We start from the raw sequence: 20,073 nt of genomic DNA on the forward strand, positions 1-20,073 counted from the left end.
GGGTCCGGCGAGGTTCAGGCTGGACAATTCGCAGCGGCAGCGCGATGATGAATTCATCAGAACTGGTGACCTTGTGTGCGGTGTATGCCGATGTCAGCCTCACCCAGGAATCGATTCGAACGCCGTCGGGCCGAGACCCGGCAGGCACTCGTCCGCGCCGCGCGGCAGCTCCTGGCCGATTCGGGCGATACGAGCGCCAGCATCCGAACCATCGCGGAACTCGCCGACGTGGGCTTCGGCTCGTTCTACAACCACTTCACGTCCAAGCCGGACCTGTTCGACGCAGCCGTGGCCGATGCACTGGAGGAGTTCGCCCGAGCCGTCGACAAACATCTGTACGGCGTCGACGACCCCGCCGAGCGCCTCGCCGCCGCTATGCGGCTCAGCGCACGCATGGCCAGCTCACACCCGGAGATCATGCGGATTCTCTGCCACAGCGAGCTCGGCCGCATATGCGCCGGCTGCGGACTGGCTCCGCGCGCGAGACACGACGTGGAGCAGGGCATGACTTCTGGCCGCTTCACCGTGGTCGACCCGATGATCGCCTTGACCGTGCTGAACGGCAGCCTGCTGGCGCTCCTGCAGCTCTGGCTCCATCAGCCCGAGGCCGACAGGGACCATGCAGCCGCAAAGATGGCCGAGACGCTCCTGCACATGCTTGGCGTCTCCGCGGACGAGGCCCGTGACCTCGCCCGGCGACCCCTTCCCGCTGCGGCGTGAAGACGATGTGCTGTCTGCTGGCGACGCGGCTTCACAGTCGGATGGACAGGTGGCGGGGGCCGCGGAGCATGGCGTTCTGGCGGTAGGGGGGCAGGTCCTCGACCAGGCGGGCGCTGCCGAGGTGGAGAAGCGGCGCGCTGAGCGCGATGTATGCCTCGATCCGGGCAGGGTCCGCCGTAGCAGAGGTGGATACCGCTGCCGAAGCCGAGGTGTTGGTTGTCTGGGCGGGTGAGTTCGAACCGGTCGGGTTCGTGGAACCGCATGGGGTCGCGGTTGCCTGAGGTCAGCACCAGAATGACGGACGCGTGTTGCGGGATCTTGGTGCCGGCGACGTCGATGTCGGCGTGCGGCATGCGCTCGCGCATGTGGACCGGGGGCTCGCTACGCACCAGTTCCTCCACTGCTAGCGGCAGCAGTTCGGGGTCGCGGCGCAGCCGGTCCAACTGCTCGGGATGCGGTGAAGCCCTCCTCGCGCAGCGCCTCCGCGGCTCTCAGCCCGGCCAGCGACGCGCCGACGATGACGATACGGCCGTCTTTCAGGTCACCGGGCACCGGTGCTCACCTCTTCCCCGAGGAGGATCGCCTGCACCGGGCACGCGGCCGCGGCCTGACGTACCCGCTCCACCTGGTCGTCCGGGACGGCCGTGGCGTACAGCAGCCCCTCGTCGCCATGCAGCTCGAACGCCTCCGGGGCGAGGAACACGCACTGTGCATAGCCCTGGCAGCGTGTGAGGTCGACAACGGTCCGCATCTCCACCACGCCTTCCTCCGTTGTCACACCCCCCTCCTCTCCAGCATGGGGCCAGAGCCGAATCCCTGCATGCCTTGTGATGGAGAGCCGGTATTCGGGCCGGCAGGGTGAGGGGGGAAGGAGACGAACTCCCGGCAACCACCTCCCAGTTGCTGAGAGGCGTTCAGGTACATCCCTTCGGCCAGGTGGTCCGGGTGACCCGAGTCACTGTCACCGCCGCCCCATTTCCATACGTCGTATGGTTATCCTGGCAGGGTAATTCCATACAACGTATGGAACTGCTTGACGGACAACGCCACACAACGCCAGGCGCCACACATCGCCTGCAAAAGCAGCCGTTGGTGCAGACCGCACCAACCGGAAGGAAAGACCATGAAGAAGCTCACGAAGCGGATTGCTGCCGCCGTTTCCTCCGTGGCGGTCGCGGGTGTCGCCGTTGTCGGTGCCGGGGGCACCGCTTCGGCCGCGACTCCCGCCTCCGTGCACGTCCAGCGGTCGGCCGAGGTCAACCCCACCGACTACCGCTGGGACCACGGCGTGGGCTACCTGATCGAGCAGGGCTACTGCTGGGACGGAAAGCGGGGCTGGCACCACGACGACCATGTCGCCGGCTCCCTCTGGCACAGCCGCGACGGTCGCTGCTACCGCTGGGACGATGAGCGGCGCGGATGGAAGTCCGACAGGTCCTACCGGCACGACTGGAACCGCTACGAGAGCGACGGCCGGGGCTGGGACCACCACGACTGGAACCGCGGTCACCGGGACTACTTCGGCTGGGACCACTACTACCGGAACCACGGTGGCTGGGACTCCTACGGATGGGACCACTACGACCGGAACCACGGTGACCGGTAAGACAGGTCCCGCCTGTGCCCTGAGCGGAGGCTGTACCCCTCGCCTTGATGCCTGTCGGCGGCAGGGATGCGACCGCTGGTCACGGATCAGCGGTCCCCTGCCCGCCGCCCGGGCGGGTGATCCAGCGAGGGCCTGCTCCCTGCTCCCCTCTGAACCTGCCTGCGGCACCACCTCGTGCCACAGGCGCGCGTCGCCCCACTGCCGCGACGCCACGACCCGCGCGGTCCGCCGATACTGTCCGGCGCCCGGGCCCTGCTGAACACCTCCTGATGCGATGCGTGCTTGTCGCCACGAGCGCCGGGGCGCAGCCGAGGCAAGGGGGGTGCCTTGGAGTGAATGCCCATGGAGTCTTCGAGGACCGTGGTTCGGGCCGTGACCGCGCAGCTCGTCGTCTCGCGCACCTACTCACAGCCCTTGTGCATGCGGCTGCGGTACGAGCCTGCTGATCCCTACGTCGTCCGTGCCGCCTTTTTCATCCACAGCCACGAGCCGGTCGAATGGGTCCTGGGACGTGACCTTCTGGCCGACGGCCTGAACGGTTGCGCAGGTCATGGCGACAGCCGGATCTGGTCGGCCGCCAACCGTGGTGACCCCGCGATGTACATCGCTCTCGGGTCTCGCGCGGGCACCGCCCTTGTCGAGGTCCCCGTACACGACGTCAAGACCTTCCTGGAGCGCACGGAGACCGTGGTGCCACGAGGCACCGAGTCGGAGCGCATCGACTGGGACGCCGAACTGGCATACCTGCTCTCGCAAAGCTGACCACTGATCATCCATGCTCAGACAGAAAAGGATCGACTGTCCATGTCCCAGTACCAGCTTCGTGTCTACACGCTGTGCAGCCGCAAGGCGCTCGTCGCCTACGCGAACATCTGGTCCAAGCACATTCCCGGCATGGCGAAGCACCGGATCACCACGCACGGTGTCTGGACGGTACCCGCGGCTCCCGGCAGTGAGACGCCCCAGCTGTACGCCCTCGTCTCCTACCGGGACGGCGACGACGTGCAGGAGCGGCTACTGGCGTATCTGGCCAGCCCGGAATTCCGCGCCGACATGGAGGGCTTCGACCTCGGCCAGATCGTCGGCGTCACCGAGACCGCACTGACGCCCACCGCCGACTCACCCTTGCGCTGAGGGTTCTCGCGCGACCGGATGCTTCGGCCATGGCGGCCGGCGTCCAACGGGTCTCGTTGCAAGGCAGTTCCCTCGGCGCCGGACATGAGGTGCGGCCGGTGCAGATGACGCGAGGGGGTGCGTGGGATGATCAGGAAAGCGTCGTCGTCGGTGAGTCGCCCTGCGGTGTATTCGAGCAGGTCGTGGTGAATGTGGTGCAGCAGCGCGTCGGGGCTTGAGGCGGGGAAGAAGGCAACCCGTTGGCGAGCGGGTAGAAGGCTCCGGCGGGTGAGCGGGCTTCGATCACGCCGTCGGTGTAGAGCAGCACCATGTCACCAGGTTCCAAGGTGAACGGGTCGGTGCTCTCCTTCCGGACGCAGAGGGCGCACAGGCCCAACGGGGGCGCGGGCCGGCGGGAGTACAGGACGGTCACCTGATCTCCACAGATCAGCCGGGGCGGGGGATGGCCGCAGCTAAGCTTCTCGGCCTGCGGGCCCTGATCGGGGATGTCTAGCAGGGCAGCGGTGATGAAGTGCTCGTGGGCGTCGTGCACCGCGCCGCCCTGCTCTGCCACCACACGAAGACGGCCACCAGTAGGGCGCCGACCGCCAGCATGCCCCAGGTCGCGGCCGGGCCACAGCCGTTTGTCTCGGCGTTCGAGAATCCGTAGACCAGGCAGAACAGCCCGATGGTGACCAGCACGGTGCCGGGGACATCGAGCTTCGAGGACGTATCGCGCGGGGTGCGGTGCAGCAGGGCCGCTCCACCGACGAACGCCACCCCCGCGAAGATCACGTTGACGTACATGGTCCAGCGCCAGTCCAGGTACTGGGTCAGCACGCCGCGGTCACCTTCTGCCCGGCCAGGTCGGTGACCCGGCCGCCGAGTAGCAGCAGGCTGCCGAAGGCGAGCGCGTAGGCGGTGACCACCCACTGCCGAGAGGCGTCGGAGAAGCCCAGGTCGTGCTGGGCGGACGGCAGGGCGATGTTCACGATGGTGCCGTCGAGGACACCCATCAGCATGGACAGCGAAACGACCAGCAGAATCCACCAGCGCCCCTGATGCGAGCGATCGGGCACATTCTCAGGTGCGGTCTCGGCGCCGCGAGCAGCGGCGGTGGCGTTCTGGGACATGGGGGGCAGCCCTACAGACAGCGGTGGGGGATGGAGGAAGAGAGAAAAAACGGATCGAGAGATCGGGTAGGGCTCATCCGGTACGGGGCGCCACTTCGGTTCACGGGCGGGAGCAGTCGGCGGCTGCCCGCCTCAGTGAACGGAGGCGCGGTTATGCAGCTCGACGAGGCCGACGATTTCCTGCCTCAGAAAGGTTTACGAACACGCGCCCTTTGCACGCAGCGTCGGCATAGGGCTGCCGTGCAGGATTTGTGGAACCACCCCGCCGGGCGGTCTTCCCCGATGTCACGGGGGTGGCTCCACCGTGTCGCAGCCCTGGCGTCGCCCGACTGCGGGCGCGGCTCAGGTGCGAGTGCCTGGGGCACAGCGCCTCAGGATGATCGGGTCAGCGGTCCGTGCCCTGGCCGTCACGATCGCCGGTGAGCCGGCTTTCCAGGCCCGTGATCAGCGTGTCCAGCACGAGGCGGAACATGTGGTCCTGGTCAGGGCCTTCATGCGCTGCAGCCGCAGGGCCGGGATATGCGTCCGCGGCTTCCTCTTCGTCGATGTCGGGGCCGGGGGGTGTGAGGTTCGCCCACTGGTGGAGCGAGCCGTTGAGTTCGGCGCTGAGGACACCGACTACGACGGCGACCATCAGCGCGGCGATCTCCGAGACCTCTGACTGCGGCACACCGGCAGCGGCCACGATAGCGGTGAGTGCGGTCCAGAACGGGTCGTTGGGCTGGATGAAGTCCGGCTGGTGGCTGAACGAGTACGCCAGCAGCTTGGGGTGACGGTGCGCCAGGGTCCGGAAGTCCGTGGCGAGCAGGCGGATCCGCTCCTGCCAGGGGGCGTCCTCCAGTGTCACGGTGCGGAACTGGGCGCCCACCATTCTCGTCACGCCGCGCAGCACGGCTTCCTTGTTCGGCACGTGGTGGTACAGCGACATCGGGTTCGCGTCGAGCACGGTCGCGAGCTTGCGCATGGTGAGCGCCTCGACCCCGTCCTCGTCGATGAGCCGCAGGGCGGCGGCATAGATCCCGGCCTCGGTCAGAGGCACGTCTCTCTTCCTCGTTCCCCGCGGGGGACGTCTCACCTTCTTTTCCATACCTCGTACGGTACCCGTTCCGTACGAGGTATGGAAATGAGCTTCACCACAGCCCCACCTGGGCTCCCGGGGTTGCACTCCACTTTCCGTACCGCGTATGGTTCCAATTCCATACGGCGTATGTTTCCGTACGGCGCCACGGCATCGACCTACGCAGCGCGCCCTTGCCCATCCCCCTCCACCCCCTCCGCAGAGGAGCAAGACATGACCACGAACACCGCGAACGACCTTCGCCCCATCCGGTCCCCGCGGGGGATCCCCCTCCTCGGCAACACGCCGCAGATCCCCGACACCAACCCGGTTGCGTACTTCGGTGAGCTGTCCAAGCAGTTCCCCGAGGGCATCTACGGCATGGACATCGCCGGCATCGAGCAGGTCTTCGTCTACGACCCGGACCTGGTGGCCGAGGTCAGCGACGAGACGCGGTTCTTCAAGCAGATCGACAAGACGCCGCTGCACCACATCCGGGACTTCGCCGGCGCCGGCCTGTTCACCGCCCACCAGCACGAAGAGGAATGGGGCAGGGCACACCGGATCCTGCTGCCGGCCTTCAGCCAGCGGGCCATGAGGAACTACTTCGGGCAGATGCTGGAGATCGCCCAGAACCTGGCGGGCAAGTGGGAGCGCCGGGAAGGGAAGCCGGTCAACATCACCGACGACTACACCCGCCTGACGCTGGACACCATCGCCCTGTCGGGGTTCGGCTACCGGTTCGACTCCTTCGACAAGGAGGAGCTGCACCCGTTCCTCAACGCGATGCTGGGCGCGCTGACCGAGTCGATGCGGCGCTCTCAGGAGCTGCCGATGATGACCAAGCTGCGCAGGGCCGATGCCAAGAAGTACGGCGAGAACATCCAGGTGATGCGCGAGCTGGTCGAGAGCGTGATCAAGGAGCGCCAGGAGGGCAAGGGCAGCGCTGAGGACGACCTGCTGGGCCTGATGCTTGAGGCCACCGACCCGGAGACCGGCAAGCGGCTGGACGTCGACAACGTGCGTGACCAGGTGCTGACGTTCCTGATCGCCGGGCATGAAACCACCAGTGGTCTGCTGTCGTTCGCCACGTACTCGCTGATGCGCAACCCGCATGTCCTGGCCCAGGCGTACGCCGAGGTGGACCGCCTGCTGCCCGGCGACACCGTCCCGGACTACGACACGATCATGCAGCTGGACGTCATCCCGCGGATCCTGGAGGAGACCCTGCGCCTGTGGGCTCCCATCCCGATGATCGCCAAGGCGCCCATCGACGACACCGTCATCGGCGGCCGCTACGAGCTGAAGAAGGGCACACGGGTCAGCATCCTGGAAGGCCCGCTGCACACCCACCCCAAGGCGTGGGACCGTCCCGACGAGTTCGACATCGACCGCTGGCTGCCGGAGAACCGCGCCGCGCAGCACCCGCACGCCTACAAGCCGTTCGGCAACGGCGTTCGTGCCTGCATCGGCCGCCAGTTCGCGCTCACCGAGGCCCGCCTGGCCCTCGCGCTGGTGCTGCAGAAGTTCAAGTTCTCCGACACCAGCGACTACGCGATGGACGTGCGGGAGGCGCTGACGCGCAAGCCCGGCAACTTCGAACTGATCGTCCGCCGTCGTCAGGAGCACGAGCGCACCGTCTTCGGCGCCGCGGACCTGCAGACCGACGACACCCAGGCCCAGGCAGCGGTCAGCGGTGTGGGGGTGAACCTGACCGTCGCCTACGGCTCCAGCCTGGGTTCGTGCGAGGACCTGGCCCGCACCATCGCCGACCGCGGCGAGCGCTCCGGCTTCGGCACCACCCTGATCAGCCTGGACGAGCTGGGCGACAACCTGCCCACCGAGGGCCTGCTCGCCGTCGTCGCCGCCAGCTACAACGGCAAGGCCCCCGACAACGCCCAGCGCTTCGACGACCTGCTCGCCGCCGGACTGCCCGAGGGCTCACTGTCCAACGTGCGGTACGCGCTGCTGGGCGCCGGCAACACCCAGTGGGTGGCCACCTACCAGGCATTCCCCAAGCGGATCGAGGAAGGTCTGCTGGCCGCCGGCGCCACCCCCATCGTCGAGCGCGGCATCGCGGACGCCGCCGGTGACTTCGACGGCATGGCCACACGGTGGATGGACAACCTGTGGGCCACCCTGGCCGAGGAGTACGCCGCCGACACCTCCCAGGCCAGCGGCCCCCGCTACCAGGTCCAGCTGCTCACCGAGTCCGACGTGCGCCCCGCCATCGTCTCCGAGCAGGCGTACCCGCTCACCGTGGTGACCAACGAGGAACTCGTGGCCGACGCGACCGGCCTGTGGGACTTCGCCATCGAGCCGCCGCGCCCGTCCGCGAAGTCCATCACCGTCGAGCTGCCCGACGGCGTCACCTACGACACCGGCAACCACCTGGCCGTCTTCGCCAAGAACGAACTCGCCCTGGTGGAGCGCGCACTGAGGCGGCTCGGCGTCGACTACGACCAGGTGCTCCGGCTGGAGCAGCCGGCCGGTGGCCGCACCCACCTGCCGGTCGGCACCCCGGTCACCGCCGGCATCCTGCTCACCGAGTTCCTCGAACTGCAGGACGTGGCCACCCGCTCCCAGATCCAGACGCTCGCCGAGCACACCGAGTGCCCGTGGACCCGGCCGCAGCTCCAGGCCTACACCGCCGACACCCAGGAAGCCGAGGAGCGCTACAGCAAGGAGATCCTCGGCAAGCGCATCTCCGTGCTGGCCCTGCTGGAGCGCTTCCCGGCCGTCGAGCTGCCGCTGGCGGTGTTCCTGGAGATGATGGGCCCCATCCGCCCGCGCTTCTACTCCATCTCCTCCGCCCCGCAGGCCAACCCGCGCCACGTCCGTCTCACCGTCGGCCTGCTGGAGGGCCCGGCCCTGTCCGGCGACGGCCAGTACCGCGGCACCTGCTCCGCCTACATCGCCGGCCTCCAGCCCGGAGACGTCGTCTACGGCTACGTCCGCGTCCCCTCCCCCACCTTCGCCCCGCCCGCCGACCCCGCCACGCCCCTGATCCTCATCGGCCCCGGCACCGGCATCGCGCCGCTGCGCGGTTTCCTGGAGGAGCGGGCGACACAGCACGCCAACGGCACCCAGGTCGGCCTGTCCCAGGTCTTCGTCGGCTGCCGCCACCCCGAGCACGACTACTTCTACAAGCAGGAGATGCAGAACTGGGAGCAGGCCGGCATCGCCCAGATCCACACCGCCTACTCCGCGGTGACCGGCCACCCGGCCCGGTTCGTACAGAACGCCATCGCCCACGCCGCCGACACGGTGTGGCAGGCCATCCAGGACGGCGCCAACATCTACGTCTGCGGTGACGGCCGCCGCATGGCCCCCGCCGTCCGCGAGGCCCTCGCCGCCATCCACCGCCAAAAGACCGGCAGCGACGACGAGACCGCCCAACAGTGGCTCGCCCAGCTCGAAGCGGACGAGCGCTACCAGCAGGACGTCTTCGCCTGACCGCCGCACGCCGTCAAGGCGCGCCGACCCCCAGCCGCCGGGAGGCGTGCGGCCCCCTCCTGCCACTCCGCACGCCTCCCGGCCACCACCAGCCCCTCACGCACCCCATGGCACCCAGCGTCCCGGCTCATCGGGCGGTGCCGGTCACAGAAAGCAGACCTTCATGGACACCATGCTCGCCGGACGCTTCCACCTGGACAGCAAGAAGTTCGCCGTGGAAGAGGTCCCGATCCCCGTGCCGGGCCCGGGCGAGGTCCTCATCGAGGTCAAGGCCGCCGGCGTCTGCCTCTCCGACGTCCACCTCCTCGACGGCTCCCTCGTCCCCCTCTTCGCCACCTCCGACACCATCACCGTCGGCCACGAGGTCTCCGGCGTGGTCCACACACTCGGCCCCGACCTCAAGCGCGGCCTGACCCCCGGCACCCGCGTCACCCTGGAGGCCGGCAAGACCTGCGGCACGTGCGCCGGATGCGTGCGCCACCGCCCCTGCACCCAGATGCTCACCGCCGGCATCGACTACGACGGCGGCTGGGCCCAGTACGTCATCGCCCGCGAGGACACCCTCATCCCCATCCCCGACAGCCTCCCCTTCGACCAGGCCGCGATCATCCCCGACGCCGTCTCCACCCCCTACGCCGCCGTCGTCGCCACCGCCGGCGTCCGTCCCGCCCAGTCCGTCGGCGTCTGGGGAGTCGGCGGAGTCGGCGCCCACAACGTACGCCTCGCCCGCCTGGTCGGCGCCGCACCCATCATCGCCATCGACCCGCTGCCCAGCGCCCGCGAACGCGCCCTGGCCTTCGGCGCCGACCTCGCACTCGACCCGGCAGCCCCCGACTTCACCGACCAGGTCCGCGCAGCCACCGGCGGACGCGGCCTCGACTTCGCCTTCGACTGCGCCGGCGTACCCGCCGTCCGCGACCAGGCCGCCTCCGTACTCGGCCTCGGCGGCTCCCTCATCCTGGTCGGCATCACCCCCCGGCCACTGACCATCACCGAGGGCCTGACCTTCAACTACCTGCAGAAGCAGGTACGCGGCCACTACGGCGGCTTCCCCGAGTCCGTCTCCGAGCTGGTACAGCTGACCGCGGCCGGCCGCCTCGACCTCGCCCCCTCCATCACCGACCACATCCCGCTCATCGAAGCCGCCGACGCCGTCCACCGACTGGAGAACAAGACCGGCGACCCGATCCGCCTCATCCTCGTCCCCTGACGCCCGTCAGCAGGACACCAAGCCACCCTGGGCAGGGGTGAGTGGGCGCCGGTGCGTGAGGGAACACCGGCGCCCACGGCTTCCCGGCAACCGCGGAGAGACAAAACCATGCAGACGACCGACACCCCGGGCCGTACTCCGCAGCGCAAGGACGCTCACTCCAACCACAGGCGCATCCTCGCCACCGCCCGGCAGAAACTGCGGGAAGACCCGGACACGAGTCTCGACAGCATCGCTCAGGCGGCCGGCGTCGCCCGGCGCACCTTCTACGGACACTTCCCCAGCCGGCATGCGCTGATCGCCGACCTGACACAGGAAGCAGGCCATGAACTCCGGCAGGCGTTCGCCAGAGCCCGTACCGCGGATGCCGACCCGGTCGAGGCGATGACACGGATGGTGCTGGCGGCATGGACGGTGGGCGACCACTACCGCATGCTCATCACCTTGGGACGGCGCCACCTGGGAGAGGACGCGATCCGCACCGGCCCGCGCAGAAGCCGTCGCAACCCTACGGCGCGGTCAGCGCGAAGGCGTCTTCGCGGACCACCTTCCAGCACCCGTGCTCGCCCAAGCACTGGAGGCACTCATGCTGGCCCTCGCCGAGGAGAACGCCGCATGCCCGTGGACCGACCCCACGGGCGAGGCCGCGGCAACCGCGTTCCTCGTCGCCGCCGACGTAGCACCACAGAGGGCCGCGCTTCAGGTGCAGGAGATCATCGGGCGAGATCGGGCAGCGGGCGCCGGGTGACCTCGTGGGCGTCGTCCGCAGCGAGGCCGAGCATGCGCAGGACCATCTCGGCCAGGTCGGAGGCGGCCTCGTCGCCGTCGAGGTCCGGGCGGTCCAGCCGCAGAGCCACCAGGGACAGCAGGGTGCCGCCCAGGGCGGACAGGGCGGTGGTCGCGTTGCCGCAGGTGAAGCGGCCTGAGGCGATGCCGATCTCCAGGTCGCGCAGGGCGCGTGGGGCGAGGCCGCTGTCGGAGTGGATGTGGGCCAAGCCGCGGTCGCGCAGGATTCGCATGAGTTCCGGGTGGGAGTCGGCCATCCGGGCGGTGAGCCGGAAGCCGGCCGCGACCAGCTCGGCCGGGTCGTCGATGCCTTCCACGCGCGCATCGATGACCTGCCCGAACTCCTCCAGGGCGTCCGACACCGCCGCGTCGAACAGCTCCGTCTTCGACTCGAAGTGGTTGTAGAAGGACCCGAAGCCCACATCGGCGCGCTCGGCGATGGCCTGGATGCTTGCGCTGGTGTCCCCGGTCTCCGCGAGGATCTGCCGGGCCGCACGGACGAGCGCCTGACGGGTCTCGGCACGGCGTCGCTCGAAGCGGTTCTTGGGCGGGGCTGACGTCGGCATAGCGCCCAGTGTAACCGTCGCAACGATGACCCTGCCATTACTGATGAGATCCTCAATTATTTGGGCTGCACCTATTGACGGAGAGAAACGGCAGAGTTGATGATTTCCTCATTACGGCAGTGTTGCTTGGAGGACACCATGTCCCACATCCCCGTTAACAAGGGCGGTCCTCTGACGCCCCACCAAGACCTCCACAGTGAGCAGGGCGCCCTACGCGGCGAACACCCCGGCCGCTCCCGGAACCCCGTGATCAAAGTGGCGGATCTGGCCTGGCTGGAGTTCGAGAAGCCGGACCTGGACCGGGCCGAGGTGTTCGCCCGCGACTTCGGCTTCGCGATCGCCGCCCGCACCGATCACGAGCTGTGGCTGCGCGGCACGTTCGCGGGCTCGCCCTGCATGGTCATCCGGCGCGGCCGCGCCTCCCGCTTCCTCGGGCCGGCGTTCCGCGCGGCCGAGCGGACCGATGTGGACCGGCTGGCCGCTGCCGTCGGCCACACCGTCCGGGACATCGACGTCCCCGGCGGCGGCCGGTCGGTCGCCCTGCTCGATCCCTCGGGACTCCCGGTCCGGGTGGTGCACTGCGCCGAACCGCTTCCCGCGCTGCCCGGGCAGCAGCCGCTGATCCTCAACACCGGCATCGAAGGCCGTCGTACGAACACCACCCAGCGCCCGCCCCGTGAGCCGTCCCGCATCCAGCGCCTCGGCCATGTGGTGCTGGAGACGCGGACGTTCACCCGCACGCTGGACTGGTACCTGGACACCCTCGGGATGATCGTGTCCGACTTCCTGTTCCTGGACGGGCAACGCCGGCGCGGGCCGACCATGGCGTTCATCCGCTGCGACCAGGGCAGCCTGCCCGTGGACCACCACACCCTGGCCCTGCATCTCGGGCCGGGCACCGGTTACGTCCACTCCGCCTACCAGGTCACCGACCTCGACGCGATCGCCGCCGGCGGGGAGTACCTGGCCGAGCGCGGCTACCAGCGCAGCTGGGGCATCGGCCGGCACATCCAGGGCAGCCAGCTCTTCGACTACTGGCGCGACCCCGACCACTTCATGCTGGAGCACTTCGCCGACGGCGACCTGTTCTCCTGCGACCTCGAACCCGGATGGGCACCGATGTCGGCGAGCGGCCTGGCCCAGTGGGGGCCGCCCGTCACCCGCGACTTCCTGGGCGCCAGCCCCTCCCCCGCCAAGCTCCGCGAGGTCATGACGGCCCTGCGCGACGACAACGAACTCGACCCCGCACGCCTGCTGGGCCTGATGAAAGCGATGAGCTCATGAGCACCAACGTGCTGCGCACCCCCGACGGCTGGTGGGCCGTCCGAAACGAGCGCGCCGTCCGCATCGAGACCAAGGCGGTCACCACCGCCGAACTGCTCGCCGACCGGGCCGCCGTCCAGGAGGCCACCGCCTCCGACGAGAGCGGCACACCCGTCGCCGACCTGGTGGCACTGCCCCCGGTCACCACCCCCTGCCGGGTGGTCGCCCAAATGGTCAACTACCGCAGCCACGCCAAGGATTCCGGGTTCACCGGCGACATACCGCCCACCTTCTTCCGCAAGGCGTCCGGCTCGGTCAGCGGCCCGCACGACACGATCGTCCGCCCGGCACACGTGAACTTCCTCGACTACGAAGTCGAACTCGGCCTCGTCATGGGCGCCACGCTCCCGGTGGGCACGGTTGTGGAGGAGCAGGACCTTCCTTCGTACGTCGCCGGGCTCGTCCTCACCAACGACGTCAGCGCCCGCGACGTCCAGCTGACCAAGACCCAGTTCTACGAGAGCAAGTCCTACCCGACCTTCACGCCGACGGGTCCGTACCTGGCCCTGCTGGAGCCGGAGGACTTCGACCGTCTGATCGACCTGCGACTGCGGCTGTCGGTGAACGGCGTAACGCGTCAGGACCGCACCCTGGCCGACATGATCGTGCGGCCCGCGCAGGCGCTCACCCTGCTCGCCCGCTTCCAGACCCTCGACCCGGGCGACCTGCTGCTGACCGGTACGCCCGGCGGCACCGCCCTCAAGGCCCCGCCCAAGCCGGTCGAGAAGATCGCCGCGCTGCTGCCGCCCGCGCTGAAGTGGAAGGCGTTCTTCAACGGCCAGGCCAAGAACCCCCGGTATCTGCGCGATGGTGACCTCGTCACCGCCTCGATCGCCACCCCCGACGGGCGGATCGACCTGGGCGAGCAGCGGACCGCTGTGGCGGACGCGACGTGAGCGCCGCATCCCGGAGACCGGTAGTGATCATCGGCGCGGGACCCGTCGGAGTCACGGCCGCGCTCCTGCTCGCCCGGCACGGAGTGCCCAGCCTGCTCCTCGAACGCCACCGGGACGTCTACCCCCTGCCGCGCGCCGTCGTCGTGGACGACGAGGTTCGCCGGATCCTGCAGAGCGTAGGCGTCCACGAGGAGTTCGCCTCCATCGCCAGGCCGGCGCCCGGGTTGCGGCTGCTGGACGCCCGGCGCCGTGTGATCGCCGAGTTCCCACGGTCCCTGCACGGCCACCACGGCTTCCCGCAGACCAGCATGTTCGACCAGCCAGAGCTGGAACGGCTGCTGCGTGACGCCCTGGCCCGTCGCCCCGAGTGCGAGGTGCGGAGCGGGGTGGAGGTCGTGTCCGTCAGCCAGGACACCGACGGAACGGCTCCGGTCCGGGTCACCTTCCGCCGCGACGGCAGCGACGAGGACGAGCACGTGTGGGCCGACGCCGTCCTCGGCTGCGACGGCGCGGGCAGCGTCACCCGCGACGCCATCGGCGCCGTGTGGGAGGACCTGCATTTCGAGGAGAGCTGGCGGGTCATCGACGTGCGCACCAGCCTCCCGGTGCGCACCTGGGAAGGCGCCGAGCAGATATGCTGCCCCACCCGCCCGGCCACCTTCATGCGAGTCGGCGAGGACCGCTACCGCTGGGAGTTCCGGCTGGCCGAAGGTGAGACCTTGGACGGCCCGGAAGGGCTGGAGCAGTTGCGCGAGCTGGTCGCCCCCTGGGTCGACCTGCCGTCCGCTGCCCACGGGGGCGGGGGCGACGACTTCGAGGTGATCCGGCAGGCGCAGTACACCTTCCGGGCCCGCCTCGCCGACCGCTGGCGCCGGGGGCGCGTCTTCCTGCTGGGCGACGCGGCCCACCTCACCCCGCCCTTCATCGGGCAGGGCCTGTGCGCGGGCCTGCGCGACGCCCGCAACCTCACCTGGAAACTCGCCCGCGTCCTTCAGCAGGGCGCGGACGACCGACTGCTGGACACCTACCAGCAGGAGCGCAAGCCGCACGCCCGCCACGTGATCCGTGTCGCGGTCGCCGTCGGCTGGGCCATGACCGGCGGACAGGACCGCGGTGCGGCCATCCGCCGGGCCGTGGTGGGCGCGGCCTGCCGCATCCCCGGTGTGACCGCGGCGGTGAGCCGCGACCTCAGTCCCGCACTGGCCGCCAATCCGCTGGTACGACGCCGCCCCCGGCTGACCGGCCGCTCCCTGGCCGGCACCTTCTGCCCGCAACCCTGGGTGATCGTCGACGGCAGGCGAGAGCGCCTCGACGACATCCTCGGGGACTCCTTCGCCGTGCTGACCGCCCTGCCGCCCACGGCGCGGATGACGGGCGTGGCCACGGCCCTGGGCGCATCCGTGATCCATGTCGGCGACCTGGACGACGACGGCACGCTGGCCGCCTGGCTGGCACGCGGCCGGGCGGACGCCGTCCTACTGCGACCCGACCGCGTCGTGATGGACACCGTCCCCACCGGCACCGGCGACTTCACCGACGCCGCCGCCTGGGCCCCCCTGCTGCACACGGCCCGCCGCCCCGCCGAAGCCCGGCCCGCACCCTGACGAGGAACACCACACCATGACCACCCCGCACTCCACGCCCTGTCCTGAGCCCTTCCTGCCGCCCGACCCCCAAGCGGCCGCCGGCAGCCGCATCGCGGACTTCGCCCGCTGGGCCGCCCGACACCAGGGCGCCGAAGGGATTCCGGACCCGACCGACTACCAGGCCCTGCACCACTGGTCCGTCACGGACCTGGAAGGATTCTGGGCCGCGGTGTGGGAGTACTTCGACATCGACGCCACCACTCCGTACGAGCGGGTGCTGGCCGAGGAAGCCATGCCCGGCGCCCGCTGGTTCCCAGGCGCCACCCTCAACTACGCCCACCACGCATTGCGCAACCTGCATCCGGACGCCCCCGCGATCACCGCACTGGACGAGACCGGAGCCGCCTACGAGATCACGGGCCGGCAGCTGCGCGCCCAGGTCGCCTCCGTCGCGGCCACCCTGCGCGACCTCGGCGTCGGACACGGCGACAGGGTGGTCGGCTACCTGCCCAACACCCCCCACGCCGTCATCGCCTTCCTCGCCACAGCCAGCCTGGGCGCGGTGTGGTCCGTGTGCGGCCAGGACTACGCGCCCAAGGCCGCCGCCGACCGCTTCGCCCAGCTCGAACCCACGGTGCTCATCACCGCGGACGGCTACCTCTTCAACGGCACCCGTCACGACCGCCGCGCCGCCTCCCTCGACCTCGCCGCCGCCCTTCCCACGCTCAAGGCCACGGTCCTCGTGGATCACCTGGGCCTCGCGTGGCCCGCGACCCGGGCCGCGAGGCTGACGGTTCCCTGGGAGGACGCGGCCGGCCGCACCGAGTACCTCGCCATCACCCCGGTTCCGTTCGACCACCCGCTGTGGATCGTCTTCTCCTCCGGCACCACCGGGCTGCCCAAAGGCATCGTCCACGGCCACGGAGGCGTCCTGCTGGAACACCTCAAGATCCTCGGCCTGCACTGCGACCTGGGCGTCGGGGACCGCTTGCTGTGGTACACCACCACCCACTGGATGATGTGGAACCTGGTCGTCTCCACCCTGCTGACCGGTGCCGCCACCTGCACCTACGACGGCAGCCCCGCGCCGGTGGCGCGCCCGGACGTCCTGTGGGAGCTGGCGGCCCGCCACAAGGTCACCGTCTTCGGCACCAGTCCCCAGTACCTGCTGGCCATGGCCAAGCTCGGCGTCGACCCCGCCGTGCACGACCTATCGGCGATCCGCGTCATCGGCTCCACCGGCTCCGCCCTGCCCGCCTCCGCCTACCCCTGGGTCCGCGACCACGTCGGCGCAGGCGTCCAGCTCGCCTCCACCAGCGGCGGCACGGACGTCGTCTCCGGCTTCGCCGGCAGCGCCCCCACCACCCCGGTGTGGGCGGGTGAACTGTCGGCTCCCAACCTCGGCGTGGCGCTCGCGGCGTACGACGGCACGGGACGGCCGGTCGTCGACCAGGTCGGCGAACTGGTCGTCACCCGGCCCATGCCGTCCATGCCGCTGTACTTCTGGAACGACCCCGACGGCAGCCGCTACCGAGACGCCTACTTCTCCGCCTACCCGGGCGTGTGGCGGCACGGCGACTGGATCACCCTCACCTCCCACGGCTCGGTGATCGTGCACGGACGCTCCGACGCCACCCTCAACCGCAACGGCGTACGGCTGGGCAGCGCCGACATCCACGACATCGTCGAACGCCTCCCTGAGATCGCCGAGGCCCTCGTCATCGGTGCGGAGGAACCCGACGGCGGCTACTGGATGCCGCTCTTCGTGGTCCTCGCCGACGGGGTCGGTCTGGACGAGTCCCTGGGCGAGAAGATCCGCGACGCGATCCGCACCGGCGCCTCCCCCCGCCATGTCCCCGACGAGATCCTCGCCGTACCGGCCATCCCGCACACGAAGACCGGCAAGAAGCTCGAGGTCCCGGTCAAGCGCCTCCTCCAGGGCGCACCCGCCGAGCAGGTCCTCAACCCCTCCGCGGTCGACAACCCCGACCTGATCGCCTACTTCGCCGGCCTGGGAGCCGAACGCCGCCAGGCCCGCCGTCCACACACCCCCGAAGGCGTCTCGTGATCCTCTCCGCCTCGCTGACCTGTCTCATCGCGTTGATCTTCGCCCTGCTGGGCACGGCCAAGATCTTGGCCCTGGGTCCGATGCCCGAGCTGGCCGCCCACGCCGGCTTCACCACCACGGCCTACCGGCTCATCGGCGGGCTGGAGCTGGCGGGCGCCATCGGCGTGGCCCTCGGCCCGGTCGTACCGCTGTGCGGCGGCCTGGCCGGCATCGGCCTGCTGATGCTGCTCGCCGGTGCCGTGACCACGCACGTACGCAAGGGCGACGGGCTGACCAAGCTCCTCCCCGCGGTGACATGCGCGGCCCTGGTCGCCTGGTATCTCGTACTGCTCGCCGGCCTCTGACCCGTTCCGGGGGACTGTCGGCCTCCACTCGTCCTGTTAGCGAGCCCACGGCGGAGCTGGCAGACTGAATCCGTGGTTCCGCTGACGGTCGCGGCGGATCAGATCGCGTCCTCATCGCTTACCGGCGCCAGTGTGGTGTCAGCCTGCGCACTGCTCTTCACCGTCGCGTCGTTCTGGTGGCTCAACGCCCGACAGGGACGCCTGAAGGCGTGGGAACCTCATTCCTTCGCGGCGATCGTCCACGGTTCCACGGCACGCCTACGACTGCCGCTCGTCCTGCACAACACCGGTCCCAAACCGATCGTCGTGCAGGACCTCATCCTGACCTTCCCCGATGAGCCCGCCTCTCATCTGCCCCTCCTGTGGGTGTCCTCCACGTCCCGGCTCCAACCGGGGCCGGACGAGGAGACGAAGCTGCCCGCCGGATTCGTCGTGCCCGGCAGAGAAGCGCAACAGCTCTTCCTCGAGTTCGAGGCACCGTTCTCCGGATTCCTCCCGGAGGCCCGTGACTACAAGGCCCAGATACAGGTGCGGGTCGGCCACCGCAAGGGTTGGCGCCCCCTGCTGACGTTCAGCTTGAGGGCCGCCAACATCATCGATCCAGATCGCTACACCGTCTACAACAACGCACCGGTCGAGCTGACGAAGGAAGATCAGAGGCGAGCGGACGCCGCGCTTCTCGAGCTGCTGGAAGAACACGGGGACGGCTCCCCTCCGGGCGGCAGGAGACAGGAAGACCCTCCGAATGACGAAGGTGACGCCGACACGAGCCGCTGATACCGCCGTCCGTCCTCTGACGTGGACGGCGGTGGCACCGGCCCCGCCGGGCCGCCACAGCCGCCGCACCGATCACTCGCGTCAGTCGACGCAACCGGCCGCCGCGAGGTCGAGCGCAATGTCCGTGATCATGCCCGCCTGGCCGCCGACCATCCGGCGCCGGCTGGCTTCGATAGGGATCGCCCGGGTGTCCAGGCCGTGACGGCGCGCCGCGGCAACAGCGTGCCGGAGGAAACACCGCCACGCCCCCTGCTGCGGCCTCCGCCTCGTCGGGCTGCCTGGCAGGCTCCGCCACAATCACCCACGGCGCCGGGGACGCCGCCCGTAGCCTGTGTGTGCGCTCCGGCACGACGGTGACCGTCGTCCTGGAGCCCCGCGCCCACGGCCCCTGGCCGCAGCCGCGCAGCAGCAATCCGATGCTGGCGCTGGTGACCTCCTCCGTCACCGACGGCAAGGACGTCACCCGGGTCACGGTGCGTGCCGCGCGCATCGGGGCGGTGACCGTGACGTGGGGTCCCGGGGGCGCGCCGCTGTTCACGCTTCGCCTGAGTGCGGCGGCGTATCCGGTGCAGTGAACCCGAACGCCGGACGGCCGGTGGCCCCCGGTTCGGGGCGGCACCGGCCGTCGTCGTGCTACGCAGCGTACGGGGCGTGGTCAGTCCTTACGGCCCTTGAGGCGCCGTACGTCGAAGGACCAGATGCCGCGGCCGTGCGTGGCGGCGTACAGCTTGCCGTCCGGGCCGAGGCGTAGCTGCATCACGGCCGTGGTGGGCAGGTCGTGGCCCAGGACCAGCCACTTCGTGGCGCCGGCGGGGCGGTAGAAGGTGGCGAGGTCGGTGCCGAGGGCGAGGCCGCCGTTCGGCAGGAGCTTGACCGTGTCGGCGGGGACGTCGGGCAGGTTGGCGGAGATGTCCGTCCAGCTCGCGCCGCCGTCCCTGGACTCGAAGACGTGGCCGACGCCCGCGCCCGGGCCCTCGGTGAACCGGCGGGAGAAGCCGTTGATCGCCACGTACACGTGCTGGGCGTTGGCGGGGTCGATCTCGAAGCCGGAGACGTAGCGGTTCGGGATCGTACCGTCGACCGGCAGGTTCAGCTGGTGCCAGCCGGTGCCGTCGGCGTTGCCGACCGCGATGCCCCGGGTGAAGCCCTGGTTGTTGCAGGGCCCGCACCAGCCGACGTACACCGTGCCGCCCGAGGACGCCACGGCCGTGGCGACGTGGCCCTCACCGAGGTCGTAGGCGTCACTCCACTCCTTGCCGGAGCGGATGGCGAAGCCCTTGGTGTTCACCCACACGTGCCGCCCACCGGCGATCCAGGTGCCCGTGTCCTTGGCGTCCGCGGCGATCGGCGCGATGAAGCGGGCGCCCGCGCCGCCCTGGTCCTTGTCCGGCGGTGCGACCTCGTACTCGGTGGCCTTGGACGGATCCGTCGA

General features: G+C 69.9%; 19 protein-coding genes and 5 pseudogenes. 15 read left to right on the plus strand and 9 right to left on the minus strand.

Annotated features, from left to right (window positions below; all coding sequences use genetic code 11):
- The first annotated feature begins 84 nt into the window (after nucleotides 1-84).
- Nucleotides 85-720, plus strand: a complete 636-nt coding sequence (locus ACWC2T_RS22390; RefSeq protein WP_450672093.1) for a TetR/AcrR family transcriptional regulator — start codon at nucleotides 85-87, stop codon at nucleotides 718-720.
- Between the two features lie 233 nt (nucleotides 721-953).
- Here ACWC2T_RS22390 and ACWC2T_RS22395 read toward each other — a convergent pair.
- Nucleotides 954-1,085 (minus strand): annotated as a pseudogene (locus tag ACWC2T_RS22395) (cytochrome P450); the annotation flags it as partial.
- A gap of 176 nt (nucleotides 1,086-1,261) precedes the next feature.
- A complete protein-coding gene (locus ACWC2T_RS22400) occupies nucleotides 1,262-1,471 on the minus strand; it encodes a ferredoxin (RefSeq protein WP_450672118.1) in 210 nt (69 codons plus the stop codon).
- Between the two features lie 372 nt (nucleotides 1,472-1,843).
- Here ACWC2T_RS22400 and ACWC2T_RS22405 point away from each other — a divergent pair, with 372 nt between their 5' ends.
- The 3 genes from ACWC2T_RS22405 to ACWC2T_RS22415 all read left to right on the plus strand — a co-directional run bounded on the left by ACWC2T_RS22405 (nucleotide 1,844) and on the right by ACWC2T_RS22415 (nucleotide 3,460).
- Entirely contained in the window at nucleotides 1,844-2,326 is a 483-nt protein-coding gene (locus ACWC2T_RS22405; protein ID WP_450672094.1) for a hypothetical protein, read from the plus strand.
- Between the two features lie 372 nt (nucleotides 2,327-2,698).
- A complete protein-coding gene (locus ACWC2T_RS22410; RefSeq protein WP_450672095.1) occupies nucleotides 2,699-3,088 on the plus strand; it encodes an SsgA family sporulation/cell division regulator in 390 nt (129 codons plus the stop codon).
- Between the two features lie 42 nt (nucleotides 3,089-3,130).
- Nucleotides 3,131-3,460, plus strand: a complete 330-nt coding sequence (locus ACWC2T_RS22415) for an NIPSNAP family protein (RefSeq protein WP_450672096.1) — start codon at nucleotides 3,131-3,133, stop codon at nucleotides 3,458-3,460.
- A 130-nt stretch (nucleotides 3,461-3,590) separates the two neighbouring features.
- On the opposite strand, the gene ACWC2T_RS22420 is transcribed toward ACWC2T_RS22415, so the two are convergent.
- The 4 genes and pseudogenes from ACWC2T_RS22420 to ACWC2T_RS22435 all read right to left on the minus strand — a co-directional run bounded on the left by ACWC2T_RS22420 (nucleotide 3,591) and on the right by ACWC2T_RS22435 (nucleotide 5,611).
- The gene (locus ACWC2T_RS22420; protein WP_450672097.1) at nucleotides 3,591-4,016 is read right to left on the minus strand and encodes a PP2C family protein-serine/threonine phosphatase; all 426 of its coding nucleotides are present in this window, start codon (nucleotides 4,014-4,016) and stop codon (nucleotides 3,591-3,593) included.
- Complete coding sequence (locus ACWC2T_RS22425; protein ID WP_450672098.1) at nucleotides 3,950-4,279, minus strand: hypothetical protein; 330 nt, start codon at nucleotides 4,277-4,279, stop codon at nucleotides 3,950-3,952. Before ACWC2T_RS22425 ends, ACWC2T_RS22420 begins: the two co-directional genes overlap by 67 nt.
- 11 nt (nucleotides 4,280-4,290) lie before the next feature.
- A pseudogene (locus ACWC2T_RS22430) lies at nucleotides 4,291-4,461 on the minus strand (MFS transporter); the annotation flags it as partial.
- Between the two features lie 496 nt (nucleotides 4,462-4,957).
- The gene (locus ACWC2T_RS22435; RefSeq protein ID WP_450672099.1) at nucleotides 4,958-5,611 is read right to left on the minus strand and encodes a TetR/AcrR family transcriptional regulator; all 654 of its coding nucleotides are present in this window, start codon (nucleotides 5,609-5,611) and stop codon (nucleotides 4,958-4,960) included.
- A gap of 252 nt (nucleotides 5,612-5,863) precedes the next feature.
- On the opposite strand from ACWC2T_RS22435, the gene ACWC2T_RS22440 reads away from it, so the two are divergent.
- From ACWC2T_RS22440 to ACWC2T_RS22455, 4 genes and pseudogenes are all read left to right on the plus strand, one after another.
- Complete coding sequence (locus ACWC2T_RS22440; RefSeq protein WP_450672100.1) at nucleotides 5,864-9,085, plus strand: bifunctional cytochrome P450/NADPH--P450 reductase; 3,222 nt, start codon at nucleotides 5,864-5,866, stop codon at nucleotides 9,083-9,085.
- A 163-nt stretch (nucleotides 9,086-9,248) separates the two neighbouring features.
- Complete coding sequence (locus tag ACWC2T_RS22445) at nucleotides 9,249-10,295, plus strand: zinc-binding dehydrogenase (RefSeq protein ID WP_450672101.1); 1,047 nt, start codon at nucleotides 9,249-9,251, stop codon at nucleotides 10,293-10,295.
- A gap of 108 nt (nucleotides 10,296-10,403) precedes the next feature.
- Nucleotides 10,404-10,586: pseudogene (locus ACWC2T_RS22450) on the plus strand (TetR/AcrR family transcriptional regulator); the annotation flags it as partial.
- A 268-nt stretch (nucleotides 10,587-10,854) separates the two neighbouring features.
- Nucleotides 10,855-11,043, plus strand: coding sequence for a hypothetical protein (locus tag ACWC2T_RS22455; protein ID WP_450672102.1), 189 nt, complete (start codon nucleotides 10,855-10,857; stop codon nucleotides 11,041-11,043).
- On the opposite strand, the gene ACWC2T_RS22460 is transcribed toward ACWC2T_RS22455, so the two are convergent.
- Nucleotides 11,009-11,647 carry a TetR/AcrR family transcriptional regulator gene (locus tag ACWC2T_RS22460; RefSeq protein ID WP_450672103.1) on the minus strand — a complete coding sequence of 213 codons (639 nt, stop codon included), beginning with the start codon at nucleotides 11,645-11,647 and terminating at the stop codon, nucleotides 11,009-11,011. The genes ACWC2T_RS22455 and ACWC2T_RS22460 overlap by 35 nt on opposite strands.
- Before the next feature lie 138 nt (nucleotides 11,648-11,785).
- Here ACWC2T_RS22460 and ACWC2T_RS22465 point away from each other — a divergent pair, with 138 nt between their 5' ends.
- From ACWC2T_RS22465 to ACWC2T_RS22490, 6 genes are all read left to right on the plus strand, one after another.
- Nucleotides 11,786-12,931 (plus strand): VOC family protein, encoded by a 1,146-nt coding sequence (locus ACWC2T_RS22465; protein WP_450672104.1) that lies wholly within the window; start codon nucleotides 11,786-11,788, stop codon nucleotides 12,929-12,931.
- Complete coding sequence (locus tag ACWC2T_RS22470; protein ID WP_450672105.1) at nucleotides 12,928-13,866, plus strand: fumarylacetoacetate hydrolase family protein; 939 nt, start codon at nucleotides 12,928-12,930, stop codon at nucleotides 13,864-13,866. The genes ACWC2T_RS22465 and ACWC2T_RS22470 overlap by 4 nt, the downstream gene beginning before the upstream one ends.
- Complete coding sequence (gene mhpA / locus ACWC2T_RS22475; RefSeq protein ID WP_450672106.1) at nucleotides 13,863-15,470, plus strand: bifunctional 3-(3-hydroxy-phenyl)propionate/3-hydroxycinnamic acid hydroxylase MhpA; 1,608 nt, start codon at nucleotides 13,863-13,865, stop codon at nucleotides 15,468-15,470. The genes ACWC2T_RS22470 and mhpA overlap by 4 nt, the downstream gene beginning before the upstream one ends.
- A gap of 16 nt (nucleotides 15,471-15,486) precedes the next feature.
- On the plus strand, nucleotides 15,487-17,520 hold the full coding sequence (locus ACWC2T_RS22480) for an acetoacetate--CoA ligase (protein WP_450672107.1): 2,034 nt from the start codon (nucleotides 15,487-15,489) through the stop codon (nucleotides 17,518-17,520).
- On the plus strand, nucleotides 17,517-17,864 hold the full coding sequence (locus ACWC2T_RS22485) for a DoxX family protein (protein ID WP_450672108.1): 348 nt from the start codon (nucleotides 17,517-17,519) through the stop codon (nucleotides 17,862-17,864). The genes ACWC2T_RS22480 and ACWC2T_RS22485 overlap by 4 nt, the downstream gene beginning before the upstream one ends.
- Nucleotides 17,865-17,936: 72 nt before the next feature.
- On the plus strand, nucleotides 17,937-18,641 hold the full coding sequence (locus tag ACWC2T_RS22490) for a hypothetical protein (protein ID WP_450672109.1): 705 nt from the start codon (nucleotides 17,937-17,939) through the stop codon (nucleotides 18,639-18,641).
- A gap of 81 nt (nucleotides 18,642-18,722) precedes the next feature.
- Here ACWC2T_RS22490 and ACWC2T_RS22495 read toward each other — a convergent pair.
- Nucleotides 18,723-18,890 (minus strand): annotated as a pseudogene (locus ACWC2T_RS22495) (4-hydroxy-2-oxovalerate aldolase); the annotation flags it as partial.
- An 86-nt stretch (nucleotides 18,891-18,976) separates the two neighbouring features.
- On the opposite strand from ACWC2T_RS22495, the gene ACWC2T_RS22500 reads away from it, so the two are divergent.
- Nucleotides 18,977-19,216, plus strand: coding sequence for a hypothetical protein (locus ACWC2T_RS22500; protein ID WP_450672110.1), 240 nt, complete (start codon nucleotides 18,977-18,979; stop codon nucleotides 19,214-19,216).
- An 80-nt stretch (nucleotides 19,217-19,296) separates the two neighbouring features.
- On the opposite strand, the pseudogene ACWC2T_RS22505 reads toward ACWC2T_RS22500, so the two are convergent.
- Nucleotides 19,297-20,073, minus strand: a pseudogene (locus tag ACWC2T_RS22505) (glycosyl hydrolase); the annotation flags it as partial.

It is taken from the genome of Streptomyces sp. NPDC001393 (assembly GCF_053597455.1).